Annotated in this window: 15 protein-coding genes; 6 read left to right on the top strand and 9 right to left on the bottom strand. The window is 63.6% G+C overall.

Annotation, left to right across the window (positions count from 1 at the left end; genetic code table 11):
- Positions 1-437: 437 nt before the first annotated feature.
- Positions 438-1,859, top strand: coding sequence for a DUF7282 domain-containing protein (locus ACY9XZ_RS00935; protein WP_463455226.1), 1,422 nt, complete (start codon positions 438-440; stop codon positions 1,857-1,859).
- Between the two features lie 185 nt (positions 1,860-2,044).
- Here the strand turns inward: ACY9XZ_RS00935 and ACY9XZ_RS00930 are convergent, their stop codons facing one another.
- From ACY9XZ_RS00930 to ACY9XZ_RS00905, 6 genes are all read right to left on the bottom strand, one after another.
- A complete protein-coding gene (locus tag ACY9XZ_RS00930) occupies positions 2,045-2,704 on the bottom strand; it encodes a hypothetical protein (RefSeq protein WP_463455225.1) in 660 nt (219 codons plus the stop codon).
- Positions 2,701-3,321, bottom strand: a complete 621-nt coding sequence (locus ACY9XZ_RS00925) for a hypothetical protein (RefSeq protein ID WP_463455224.1) — start codon at positions 3,319-3,321, stop codon at positions 2,701-2,703. The genes ACY9XZ_RS00930 and ACY9XZ_RS00925 overlap by 4 nt, the downstream gene beginning before the upstream one ends.
- Before the next feature lie 60 nt (positions 3,322-3,381).
- Entirely contained in the window at positions 3,382-4,296 is a 915-nt protein-coding gene (locus ACY9XZ_RS00920; RefSeq protein WP_463455223.1) for a metal-dependent hydrolase, read from the bottom strand.
- 67 nt (positions 4,297-4,363) lie between these two features.
- The gene (locus ACY9XZ_RS00915) at positions 4,364-4,897 is read right to left on the bottom strand and encodes a mechanosensitive ion channel domain-containing protein (protein WP_463455222.1); all 534 of its coding nucleotides are present in this window, start codon (positions 4,895-4,897) and stop codon (positions 4,364-4,366) included.
- A gap of 24 nt (positions 4,898-4,921) precedes the next feature.
- Positions 4,922-5,254 carry a DUF7116 family protein gene (locus ACY9XZ_RS00910; protein WP_463455221.1) on the bottom strand — a complete coding sequence of 111 codons (333 nt, stop codon included), beginning with the start codon at positions 5,252-5,254 and terminating at the stop codon, positions 4,922-4,924.
- Between the two features lie 127 nt (positions 5,255-5,381).
- Positions 5,382-5,621: a DUF5816 domain-containing protein gene (locus ACY9XZ_RS00905; RefSeq protein ID WP_463455220.1), complete on the bottom strand. Its 240-nt coding sequence runs from the start codon at positions 5,619-5,621 to the stop codon at positions 5,382-5,384.
- A 72-nt stretch (positions 5,622-5,693) separates the two neighbouring features.
- Between ACY9XZ_RS00905 and ACY9XZ_RS00900 the strand changes: the two genes are divergently transcribed.
- Positions 5,694-7,052: a bifunctional metallophosphatase/5'-nucleotidase gene (locus ACY9XZ_RS00900; protein ID WP_463455219.1), complete on the top strand. Its 1,359-nt coding sequence runs from the start codon at positions 5,694-5,696 to the stop codon at positions 7,050-7,052.
- 32 nt (positions 7,053-7,084) lie between these two features.
- Positions 7,085-7,531 (top strand): universal stress protein, encoded by a 447-nt coding sequence (locus ACY9XZ_RS00895; RefSeq protein WP_463455218.1) that lies wholly within the window; start codon positions 7,085-7,087, stop codon positions 7,529-7,531.
- Here the strand turns inward: ACY9XZ_RS00895 and ACY9XZ_RS00890 are convergent.
- Complete coding sequence (locus tag ACY9XZ_RS00890; RefSeq protein WP_463455217.1) at positions 7,501-8,562, bottom strand: mechanosensitive ion channel family protein; 1,062 nt, start codon at positions 8,560-8,562, stop codon at positions 7,501-7,503. The genes ACY9XZ_RS00895 and ACY9XZ_RS00890 overlap by 31 nt on opposite strands.
- A gap of 77 nt (positions 8,563-8,639) precedes the next feature.
- Here ACY9XZ_RS00890 and ACY9XZ_RS00885 point away from each other — a divergent pair, with 77 nt between their 5' ends.
- Both ACY9XZ_RS00885 and ACY9XZ_RS00880 read left to right on the top strand, forming a co-directional pair.
- Positions 8,640-9,374: a proteasome assembly chaperone family protein gene (locus tag ACY9XZ_RS00885; protein WP_463455216.1), complete on the top strand. Its 735-nt coding sequence runs from the start codon at positions 8,640-8,642 to the stop codon at positions 9,372-9,374.
- A 125-nt stretch (positions 9,375-9,499) separates the two neighbouring features.
- Entirely contained in the window at positions 9,500-9,694 is a 195-nt protein-coding gene (locus tag ACY9XZ_RS00880; RefSeq protein WP_463455215.1) for a hypothetical protein, read from the top strand.
- 29 nt (positions 9,695-9,723) lie between these two features.
- On the opposite strand, the gene ACY9XZ_RS00875 is transcribed toward ACY9XZ_RS00880, so the two are convergent.
- Positions 9,724-10,575: a translation initiation factor eIF-2B gene (locus ACY9XZ_RS00875; protein ID WP_463455214.1), complete on the bottom strand. Its 852-nt coding sequence runs from the start codon at positions 10,573-10,575 to the stop codon at positions 9,724-9,726.
- A 90-nt stretch (positions 10,576-10,665) separates the two neighbouring features.
- Between ACY9XZ_RS00875 and ACY9XZ_RS00870 the strand changes: the two genes are divergently transcribed.
- Positions 10,666-11,097, top strand: a complete 432-nt coding sequence (locus ACY9XZ_RS00870; protein ID WP_463455213.1) for a type IV pilin domain-containing protein — start codon at positions 10,666-10,668, stop codon at positions 11,095-11,097.
- Positions 11,098-11,125: 28 nt separating this feature from the next.
- On the opposite strand, the gene ACY9XZ_RS00865 is transcribed toward ACY9XZ_RS00870, so the two are convergent.
- The gene (locus tag ACY9XZ_RS00865; RefSeq protein ID WP_463455212.1) at positions 11,126-12,220 is read right to left on the bottom strand and encodes a DoxX family protein; all 1,095 of its coding nucleotides are present in this window, start codon (positions 12,218-12,220) and stop codon (positions 11,126-11,128) included.
- Between the last annotated feature and the right edge of the window lie 37 nt (positions 12,221-12,257).

The raw sequence follows: 12,257 nt of genomic DNA, 5'->3' as shown, positions 1-12,257 counted from the left end.
TTCGTTCGCTGCTTAAGGCCGGAGGCTCCACCTCGGAAATGCTGAATACCCTCGTGTGAGTTGCGTCCAGATGCGCCCAGGCAAGCAGCAGTTGCTGCTGTATTTTCGTTCCGTCTGCCCGTCCCGGACCAGCACCCACAGCTGAAATCAGACATTTAGCTGATGGATCGGCATACACTGTCTCGCACGCACGGCGTTAACCGTGGCCATATAAACTGCCAGGGAGGAGTTCGTTGGCTCTAGTAGGCTGTCGTGAAATCGGGGTGAACAGGTCAGCTCGATATAACTTACTTGGGCCAGTCACTGTCTGAGCGTCGTCCGGGATATCCTACTACTGTGGTAATCGTTGACTATGCTCAGTAATCAAAACGAACTGCTGTCTCGATGCCTGAAGGATTATCGCGTTATTAGACAGTGTGACACTTCAATCAAGTGGAATGAAAACACAGACCAGCAAACTCACAGCAGTCTCGATGGTGCTGCTGTTGCTCGTATCGACAACACTCGCGATAGGATTTGCCGGCGGTGCATCCCTCCAACAGGCAGGGAACGCCGGGAACGTCGGGGCCACGACGGTCACGTTCTCCGACCAGACGACGGCGGGGACTACTGTCACCGTCGATTCGGTGAACATCTCCGAGGGAGGGTTCATCGCGATCCACGACAGTAGCCTGCTCGATGGCAACGTCGTCGGGAGCGTAATCGGCGTGAGTGGGTATCTCGAACCCGGCGAATACGAGGACGTGGAAGTCACGCTGTTCGATGTCCCGGGTGCGGAGTTCGACAGCAACGAGCTGACGGAGAATGACACGCTGATCGCGATGCCGCATCAGGACACGAACGCCAACGAGACGTACGACTTCGTCGCCACGGACGGCGCGGCTGACGGCCCCTACGTGTCGGACGGGGCAGCAGTCACCGATGCGGCCAACGTCACTGTCGAGGGAGCGGAAACGGTCGAAGGCGAGTCCTTCACCGTCTCGAACCTCTCGGCTCCATTGAGTGTCGAGCAGGGCGACACGGCGACCGTCAACGCGACGGTAACGAACCCGAACACCGTAACTGATACGCAGGAAGTGGTGTTCCGGTTCGACGGCGAGGCGGTCGCACGCGACCAGGTCGAACTCGCGGGCGGGGAGTCAGCCACCATCTCCTACAGCCTCAACACGTCGTCTGTCGAAACTGGAACGTACTTCCACGGCGTGTACACCCAGTCAGACGGGGCACCGGCACAGATCCAGGTCGTCGACGAACTCCAGTCTTTCGAGGTCTCGGACCTCTCGGCCCCTGAAACTGTCACCGTCGGGAGCGAGTTCACGGTGAACGCGACCGTGACCAATCCCAACGCGTTCGCCAGCGAACAGTCTGTTGAGTTCCGATTCCAAGGTAGTCTCGTTGAGGCACGGGATGTCTCGCTTGAAGCCGGAGACACTTCGACGGTCGAGTTCCAGGTCGACGCGACAGGCATCAGTCCGGGCACGTACATCCACAGCGTCTTCACCCGTGACTTCGGGCAATCAGCGCTCATTACGGTAGAGACGCCAGGTGAGGGCCCACCGACTGAAGAGCCGACGGAGGAACCGACTGAGGAGCCAACCGAGACGGAAGAGCCAACCGAGACGGAGGAGCCGACAGAAACTGAAGAACCGACCGAAACGGAAGAGCCGACGGAGGAACCGAACGAGACAGAAGAACCGACCGAAACGGAAGAGCCGACAGAAACCGAGGAACCAACCGAGACGGAAGAGCCGACAGAAACCGAGGAACCAACCGAGACGGAAGAGCCGACTGAAGCTGAGGAGCCAGCCGAGACTGAAGAGTCAACCGAGTCGGAGGGGCCAACGGAATCAGAAGCGTAGCCCAGAGCCGAAGGATCGGTTCAGGAGCCTCCCACAGCAGGCAAACAGCGGCAGCCCCGGCTGGCGCCAGGGTGATAAGCCCCGTCTCCGCCCACGAAGTAGTAAACGGCTCCGAATTGGGAACTATCGATTCTCGTCGCCGCTGGGTCCGGGACCCCGGATGGCGTGTGTAAAACACAGACGGGTCACTGCGACTGCCGGTCGAGCAACGTCTCGACGTGGCCGACTACGCCGGTGAGGTGTGCTGTCCCCCAGATAGCCACGAGGACGGCACCGATCGCGTCGAACACCAGATCGAGCATCGTATCTCGGAGACCGAACTGGGTCAGAATGGTGTCGTTTCCGGTCGCCGATGCGGCAAGCGTGATCGAGAACTCGATGACTTCCCAGAACACGCCGAAGGCCATCACGAACAGGAGGAGGAACACGAACATGAACCGCGATGGGATCGAGATGTCGGTCGTGTGCTCGTCGAGTGCCCGGACGGTCGTGTAACCGACTGCGGCGACGACCGACGACGAGAGGGCGTGGGTGAGGTGGTCCCACCACCAGACGGTGACGTAGAAGTTCTCCTCAGCCCCGGGGAACCCAACAGTTCCGAGTGCGTGGAAGAACGCCGCTGCTGTAATCCATAGTGTCAGCGCGGGGTCGAGCGTGATCCCGTAGTCCCGCTCCAGCAGCGCCGGGAGTTGCGTGACGAGGATGGCGACGGCAGAATTGACGATGATGCCGACGTTGCCCCGCTCGATACCGACCCCCAGGAGTCCAATGAGCGCGAGCGACAAGATACGCGAGAGCAGTTGTTGTGTCGCCGTGCTGATGCTGAGGCGATCACGAACTCTCATACGTCCGGCTGGACCTCCTCAGGGACGCGGTTGGTCCCGGCCTGTTGACGGACGTAGTACGCGAAAACAACGCCGGCACCGACGCCGGCGATGGTCGACGCGACGAACTCCCACATCAGCGCCTCCTCGATGACGTGTTCCGATACCGTCGGATCGAGGATGAAAGCGGTCCCGAGGAACTGGTCGGCCACCCAGCGGACGACCGCCCAGACGCCGGCAGTGGCCATCGTTGTGATGGCGACGAAGACGACGGCGAACCGGGGTGTCATCCGGACGGGCGTAAAGAGCTGGAGTTCGACGGCGATGATGAGTGCGATGGCGGCAACCGAGAGGTAGGTCGCGAGATTGCCGGTCATCGAGAGCGTCGCAAACAGGCGGCCGACGACGGGTAGCGCCGCCAGCAAGAGGATTTCCCAGGGGAGCATGGCGTACCGGTTGCGGAGCAGGACCGGCGGAAACAGCGCCAGTGCCGCGACGGCGGCCGCGAACCCGGCCCACAGTAGATCGGCCTGGATAGCGCTTGTCACCGAAACAGCGGCAAGCATAGCGACGATGCACCACGCCGCGAGGGCGTTGACGCGTCTGTCCCGGAGCAACCGTGCTACGTCCCGGCTCATACTGTCTGGTGAGTCGCGACTGGAAAAACCCTATCGACCGATACCGGTGGTCTGGGCTGTTCAGATAGCGCCATACGCCATGGCATACGCGAGCGCGGCGATGGTCACTGCCGCCAGCCCCGTCACGACCGTCTCCAGCCAGTCGACACCGTCACTGAACGGTCGGGTCGGCGCCCCGACGACGCCCAATGCGAGGACGCTGAACACGAAGTGTGCCGACCGTTCGAGCGTCGGTGCGGGCAGAAACAGGGCGGCCGCCGCGTAGCCGATCCCCAGCGCCGCCCGCGGGCGGACGAGCTCGGTCAGCGTGTACCCGCGGAGGTGGACGTAGGTCCAGACGGCGAGCCAGACCGTCGCGAGTTCGATAGCGAACGCCGCCAGGAGGTGCGTCGTCGGATCGGGGTGGAGTATCACCCGCTCAGCGACGAGCGTCACGTCGAAGGGGTAGAAGAACGGGGGCGGGCCGCCGGTGAAGAGGTCACCGAACGGGTGCGTAAGCAGTCCCAGAAGTGCCAGTCCGGTCACTGTCCGGGGGCTGACATCGCGTGACACCGCGACCGTGGCGACACCGAGCACAGCCAGAACGAACACGAGCATCACGAGCCCCGCGACGGGGCCGCTGACTGCGCCCGTGAGAACTGTCAGTGCGACGCCGATGGACACCGATCCGATCCGGGCAGCCCGCGTGCCATTGGCCCAGAGGCCGGCCGCGGCGGCGAGTACAGTTCCCAGCAGGAGCGAGTGTGTCGGCCCGCGGTGGACGACGTTGGCAGTCTCCCAGAAACCGTCGGCCGTCAGGTTCTCGGCGGCTCCGACGAGCAGTCCGAACGGTGCGTAGACGATATCGACGTCCGGGACCGCGGCGAACAGGCCAGCGACGACGCCCAACTGGACGGCCCGCTCGCGGGAGAGCCCCAGCCACCAGGCGGCGAGGGCGCCGAGGGCGAACGCGAACAGCGCGTGCCCGACGAACATACGTTACGTACGATAGCGATAGGCTTAAATATCGCGTGTCAACGGGTAGCGCGGCTCCCGACCCCGTTCAGGCCCCGGAATCGACTTTCGTCCAGCGTTCTTCGATGACCGCGTTGGCCCTGACGACAGTATCCCCGTCGACACGAAACCGTGTTTTGCGGAGTTCGATGGCGGCCACCTCGCCGGTGGTGTCGCCGGCTTTGATCGTGTCGCCGGGGTTGAAATCGGGGTCGCGAAGGAGGTAGACGCCGGCGACGGCGTCTTTGATCATCTCCGAGAGCGCGTAGGAGACGCCCAGCGCGAGGAATCCGGTCGCGGTCCCCAGCGAGGCCGCGATGGCGGTCAGACCGACGATAGAGAGGAAGGACAGTGCTACGCCGAACCACAGGAACACGAGCACGATGACCCCGAGAAACTGTCGGTAGACGGGTGATTCACCGGGCAGTGACCGCTTTAGAACGGCCCGCACGACGACCATGATTACCTTGATGCCGACTGCGGCGACCGCGAGAAAGACGAACCCGGTTATCAGACGCGGGAGCGCGTCGACGACGTTCGTGACTAGCTGTTCGAGCGCTCGATTGATGACACCGACTTGCACGCCGGATGGTGGACGGAGAGCCCCCTAAGTGTTGGCGTCGCCCGCAACGCCTGTGTCGCCGGGGTGCCGAACAACCTCGTAGTCACCGTCATCGGTGACGCCGATAACAGCCCAGTCGTACGATACGTCCCGCCGGTCGAGACGGCGACCGAGGTGCGGTGCCTCGCCCCTGTGCGTGACGAAACAGCGCAACTCGCCGCCGTCGGGTATCGGGTCCTGCGAGTCGAGCACTGAGACAGTGACGACGCGCCAGCCGCGTTCCGCTCGCAGTTCAGTACCAGTGCGCGACACGGTGTATCCGAGATCGTCGAATATCGACCGGGCCTGCTCGTCGAGTGATGTGGTAACGGCCCCCATCTGAGATCTACTACCACGGTCTATCTGATAAACGTTCCCACTAGCCACGTGGCTGATAGTTCCGACGAATGAGTGGCTCTCGAAAGGCGCGTATGCAGGCGGCGCCGCCCGGTCGGCCAGCCCCGGGTTACTCGTGGGCGGCGTCCCACTCCTCGGCCTTGCGGAGGTTCGAACAGTCGTTACAGCGGATGCGTCCCATCGAGTCCATCGCGTTGTTGAACGTCTCGCAGTTGCTACAGAAGTAGCCCCAGCGGTTCTCGCGGTCCGCGTCGCGGTAGACCACGTGGAACGCGCCTTTCGTGCCGATGTCGCCGTCACTCCTGTCGACGTACAGCGTCTCGCCGTCGGGACCTTCGAGTGCGTCCATACGTAGTCATGACAGGCCAGCGGCTAAATCACTGCGGAAACCATTAATGGCTGGTTCCCCTGCTTTGTGGGTGTGAGTCCCCGGATCATTCAGTACTCCGACGTGGAGAAGGCCTACGACACACCCGAACGGATCGGGCGATTCGCGGGGACAGTGGCCGCCGCCGACGGCCCGGACGCGCTGGTGGTCGGCACCGGGGACAACACCGGTCCGGGGGTGCTGTCGCTGGTCACCGATGGCGAGCAGTCGCTTGACCTCTTCACCGCACTGACACCCGCCTTCGAGACGCTTGGCAACCACGATTTCGACCACGGCCTCGACGCGACGCGGGACATCATCGCCAGATCGCCCCAGACGTGGCTGACCGCGAACGTCCAGCAGGACAGCGAGCGGTTCGGCGGGCGATTGACCCGATCGTGGGCGAGTCGGACCGTCGACGGGCACCGGATCGGCTTCGTCGGCGTGACCGACCCCGATACGGCGTCGGCCAATCCGCAGGCCACGACGCTGACGTTCACGGACCCGCTCGCGGCCGTCGCCGAGGCGGCCACGGCGCTTCGAGAGAACGGTGCCGACGTTGTTGTCGTGCTTTCGCATCTGGGACGGGCAGACGACGAACTGGCCCGCACCTGCGACGTGGACGTGATTCTCGGCGGGCACGTCCACGAACGCCGTCTCGACCGCGTCGCCGGCACACTGCTCACCAGACCCGGAGCGAACGGTCAGGCCGTCGTCGAAGTCGACCTCGCTGGAAGCGAACCGACCGCGCAGTTCCGCGAGACCGCCGACGGACCTGTCGACGACCGCGTTGTGGCGGCTATCGAGGACCGGCTCTCCGAAGCGGGACTTGACGAGGTCGTCGGTCACGTCGACGAACCGCTGGACCGTAGTCGGGCGACGACCTACGGCGGCGAGTGCCGACTCGGCAACCTCGTTGCGGACGCGTACCGGTGGGCGACCGGCGCGGACGTGGGCCTCCAGAACAGCGGCGGCCTCCGGAACGACACGGTCCCGCTGGAGGGGGCGCTGACGGTCGCCGATATGATCTCTGTCGTCCCCTTCGAGGAACCCCTGACCGTCGCCGAACTGACCGGTGCGGAGCTCCGGACGCTGTGTCGACAGGGCAGCGGGCGAGAGGTCGGGCTTGGGGAACCGGATTGGTGGCACGCTCACCTGAGCGGCGTCGAATTGGTCTGGAACGACGACACGCAGACTATCGAGCGACTGCGGGTCGACGGGCGGCCGGTCCGCGACGCCGAGACGTACACGCTCGCGACGAGCAACTACCTCTACTACACCGAACGGGAGTTTCCGGTCCTGACCGAGTCCCACCGAGTCGGCGTCGCCGACGTCCAGTACGAAGCCCTGGCCGACTACGTCCGCGAGACGGATGTCGCCCCGGCGGTCGACGGGCGACTCACCCGTCGCTAGCACTTTAAACCTCGACACGGTACGTTCCGCCGATGCCACAGGTCGTCGTCCCAGTCAGGTACCCCCTCTCGGAGAACTCCCGAGCCACGCTTGCGGAGGCTATTCAGATCGCCGACGAAGAAGACGCGGACCTCACCGTCTTACACGTAAATCTGTATCAGAACAGCCACCGGGTCGACCGGACGGAGCTCAAACGCGCCGTCGAGCAGTCCTTTGGCCACGTTCCGCGGACGCGGTACGTCGTCCGGTCGGGGATGCTCGTCGAAGAAACGATCCTCGACGAGGTCGCCGCACAGGACGCCGATATTGTCGTCATCGGCAGCAAGCAGGCGAGCCGTTGGCGACAGATGATCCGCCGGCTGGTCAACGACCCCGACGTCGAACAGTTCCTCCGCGAGGAACTCGACTGCGAAATCGTCACGGTCCAGCCGGATGCCCAGTCCAGCCGTCACTCGTCGGCGAGGTCGTCGGGATCCTGACGCGGTGGGACGGGCGAGTCACCGGTGGCTGTGTGGGTCGGGTCAACGCCGTCCAGGCCGCCCAGCCCGTCGTTGAGCGAGACGTTCATCTCACCGCTGGTGTCGTCGAAGTACAGATGCGAGTGCGGGTACGCGATTTCGACGTTTACGTCCTCCAGTCGCCGCCAGACGTTCGTCTGGACGCGCGAGCGGGCGGCGAGCAGCTTGTACGGCTCCGTGACCCAGTACCGCAGCGTCAGTAACACGCCGTGGTCGGCGAACTCGTTGATATACACCGTCGGCGATGCGGGATACCGGGCCGCGCCGACGCGGATGTTCGGTCCGCCGGAGATGACGTTGTCCACCTCTCTGGCGGCCTCCTCGATGAGGCTCCGCGCGACGGCGATGTCGCTCTCGTAGGTGACTAACACGTCGAGCCGGAGGCGAGTCCGTGCGTCCTCTGCCGAGTAGTTGACGACGTCTCGTTGCCGCATCTCGCCGTTGGGGATGACGAGGAACGTGTTGTCGAGCGTGAACATCTTCGTGTGTCTGAGCGTGATGTCCTCGACGAACCCCTGCTGGCCGCTGTCGACGAGTTCGACCATGTCGCCGATCTCGTAGGGCTGGTCGGCTAACAGGAAGATCCCGGAGATGAGACTCCCCAGAATCGGTGCCAGGACGACACCCACCACGGCCGTGAACACGGTGACGGAGAGGGCGATGTCGCCCAGTTGCAGGCCGTAGATGTTCAGAATGGTCAGCAACGCGAAAATGTACACACCGACACGGATGCCGCGCAGCGCCGTTCGAGTGAGGCTCGGCCGCCGGAACCGCTGGGCGACGCGCCGACCGAGAAGGCGAACGAGCAGGCGGGAGACGACGACGGCCAGCACGATGACGATCAGGGATGTCCCGATGTTCGCCACCCACATCGGAATCTCGAAGGGGAGCAACCCACCGATGTCGGTGGCCACTTCCGTTGCGACATGGGTAGCGGCTTCGGTCGGCGTTGGAGTGGGCGTCTGCAACGGCCAGGCAGGGCCAAAACGCATGACATGGATTCGACACCGCCGCGAGAAAAGGGTTCCCCTCCCGAACTACTTAGCCCTCGCGTCCCGTTTGAACGAACATGTCTTCCGATGACATTTCCGTGGTCCTCGCAGACGACCGGCCACCGGTCGATACACTGGCGGTCGGTGTCTCGGAGTACGGTCTAGCCGGCCTCACCGCTGTCGATTATCTGGCCGACCAGTCCTCGATGCAGGAGATCGGCCACCTGCGGACGCCAGGGCCGCCGTTTATCACCCCCTTCGAAAACGGAACCCCGAGACATCACACGCGGCTGTATGTCGACGAAGCGGCGTCGTTTGCTGTCTTAGTGGGCGAGCGGTTCGTGCCGCCGACACAGGCCGGGTCGCTTGCCGAGGCAGTCACGACCGCCGGGCGGAAACTGGACGTTTCGAACATTACGATGCTCACCGGCGTTCCCATCGCGCACGGCCCGGACGACCACGTCCCGTTCTACATCGCAACGCCGGGGTATCAGGAGGCGTACCTCGATGACACTGCCATCAGGCCGATGGGGAACGGGTTCCTCGAAGGGCTGAGTGCGGAGCTCGTCACGCGAGGGATCGACGACGAGCGTCCGACCGGCGTGTTCACGACACCGACACATCCGCAAGCGCCCGACGCCGCGGCCGCGATCAGACTGCTCACCGCGCTCAAAGAGACCCACGCGATCCAGATCGACACCGGTCCGCTGGAGGCCTTCGCCGCGAACATCGAGGCCCACTACCAGGCGCTCGCAGAACGGATGGAATCGACTGATTCCGATACAGCTCCAGATGACCGAATGTACATGTAATAGCCAAAGTGTGGTACGATCATCCACATTTTCGGGAATTAAAACTATATCAATTCCACATTGTGGGTGAACAATCAAACATTCTGCCGACAGGTTTTTCAGCGTACAGCGCGTTTGTTTCTTTGATGACCTCCACCGAAATCTACACGACCAGCGCGGTCGATTCAGACCCACCACCACAGACGCGGTCCAAGACATCGCTGTTCTGCCCAGACTGCGGTCACGAGAGCGCAGTGACGGGCGACTGGACAGCCGAAGCAACCGAGAACAGTTTGCAGCTCCGGTGTCCGGACTGTGGCACAGTCGTTCAACAGCGGTAGTCCGCTGTCCACATAGCTAGTTCTGTCTGTCAGTACTCGTGAACCGTCTCGTCAGTGACGACCGTATCCAGCAGGCGCGTCGGCGTGGCGTCGTAGGCCGGGTTCGCGACCTCGAACCCGTCTGCGGGCTCCCGAAGCACTTCCGACGGCGGCCGGATCTCGTTTTCGAAGGCGAAGGCCCCGTCGACGTACTTCGCTTCGGACCCGACGACAGTCACCGGAACGCCGTTGTCCGCTGCTGCCGTCGCAATCTGATAGGTCCCGATGCGGTTGTACAGTTTCTCATCGACGATACAGTCCATCCCGACGAGTACGCGGTCGACCTCCGAGATGAAGTGGCCGGCGGCACTGTCGACGATGAGCGTCACGTCGACCTCGTCCCGGTCGGAGAGATGCCGCGTCATCTTCCGGCCGAGGAACCGGGGCCGCGACTCGGTGACGTACACCTCGAAACTGTGGCCGGCCTCAATAGCATCGTCGATGGCCGCGAGCACTGTCGAGGAGAAATCGTGGGTCAACAGCACGTCGTCGTCGGCGATTTCCGACACCGCGCGCGCAGCGGCGCGGTCTTTCGATGACTCCACGGAGTCGATAACGTCGTCGATAGCCTCGATAGTCTGTTCCTTGGCGGTCGCTACGTCCTCGGGGTCCGCCTCCGTCACGGCGTTCACGATCCGGTGCTGGGTGGTATGGAGGGAGGCGTGTGAGGGGTTGGCTCGCTGGAGCGCGTTGCTGTTACGGTTGAGCGAGCGGAGGTAGTCCTCGACCGTCGGATAGTCCCTGTCAGTCAGGACTCGGAGCGCCTGCGCGGCTTTGACTGCGACCACGGAGGAACTGTGGGTCTGCATCTCCGAGATCTCCTCGACAGTCTCGTCTATCATACGCGTGGCTGTGAGTTGAACCGATATGTGTCTTCCCCTCGCCGTCGAACAGCATTTAACGCCGTCTCGCATTAGGGGTGATAGACGGCTATGGGACGGTTCGACACTGACACGGTCGGGATGACGGAGGGTATCGGCGTCGCCGTACTCGTCGGACTGACGCTGCTCGTCACGGCTATCGTCGGGCTGAACGTCCTCGTCATCGAGGACGACGACGGCGGCGGTCCACAGGCGAACTTCAGCTACGACTACGTCGATGACAACGAGCTTCTCATCGTGACACACGAACGCGGCGACGAGTTCGAGGCCGGGAACGTCGAGTTCGAGGGGCCGAGCAAGACGGTCACGTGGGCGCAGGTGGCTGACCGGGAGCCCGACGCCATGATTGGTCCCGGCGATATCGCCCAGCTAAGCAGTGGCAATGCGTATCAGCGGCGGGTCGGCGCCCGGGACACCATCACGATCTACCACAACACGAGCGGGAACCGGACCCAACTGGATCAGTGGGACGGCGCGAACTGACCGGCGAGCAGGCAGAACCGTGGACGGGTCAGTCTGCCGAAGCGACGGTGTCCCGGTCGCTCTGTGCCGGCCGACCGAACCAGTTGTCAAAGGAGAGCGGCCCAGCGCCCATCGTGAACACCGCCGACGCCATCCCGAACAGCGTGATGTGAGCCAGCACCGGGTCGTCCGGGAGACCGAACAGCGTCGTGGTAAAGAGGACAAAGGAGACGGCTGCCGCCCCGCGGGTCATGAAGCCGACGATCAACACCAGGCCGACCAGCATCTCTGTCAGACCGGCACCGAGCACCCACATCCCGGGGTCGACGGGCACGACGGCGGTGAGGTCGTACTTTTCGACGACCAGCAGCGCCCGGCCGGGATCGGCGAGCTTCTGGATCAGCCCAAGGTAGATGAACGTCACACCCATGCCGACGCGGACGATGACCGGGACGTACTCGCGATATGGATCCGTTGCCGAGTCTAGAAACCGCTTGAGGTGATGCACCGGGTCGACGCGGCCGTAGTAGGTCCCGTCGGTGCTGGCGACCTGCTGGAGCATGTGGTCGGCGCTCGGGCGGCCGCCGCCCAGTACCAGCAGTGCCAGGAACGCCGGCACGTACTCCATGGCGAGCACGACGCCGGGGTCGACGCTTAGCGCCCAGCCAAAGGTCACCAGCCCGATCGTCGTGACGATACGGGTCGCGAGCCCGAACAGCAGGGTGAAACCCAGTCCGATGAACAGCACCCGAACGAACGGGCTCGTAGTCGGATCAAAGGTCACCGTCGGGGCGAACAGATACCCCTGGAATCCGGCGCCGACGAGTGGCAGCCCCACGCTGAGTCGAAGCATCCACGGAACGAGGTCCGCGTAGCCGACGAGGACGTTCCGGAGGATGACGATATCCGTAATCGTCGGCCGGACCCAGAGGTACGCCGCCAGGCCACCAGTTACGGCGAGGCCCGAAACAGCGAAAACGGCCGCGTTCACCGGCTCGGAGAGGACCGACAGTGCGAAATCAAGCGCATCGAGCGCGTCGCCCGGCCCATCCGTCACGTAGTCGACGTGCGCCGCCGCGGGTCGCGAAAGGAGCGTGAGAGCGAGCGCAATGGTGCCGGCTGTACTCGGTATGCGCGTGTCCATACCTGACAATTCGTGGGCTGGCTACCTAATCCTGTTT

The organism is Haloarcula sp. HT12, assembly GCF_055271655.1.
The sequence above is the reverse complement of the archived record's forward strand: the minus strand, read 5'-3'. Positions and strand labels throughout refer to the sequence as shown.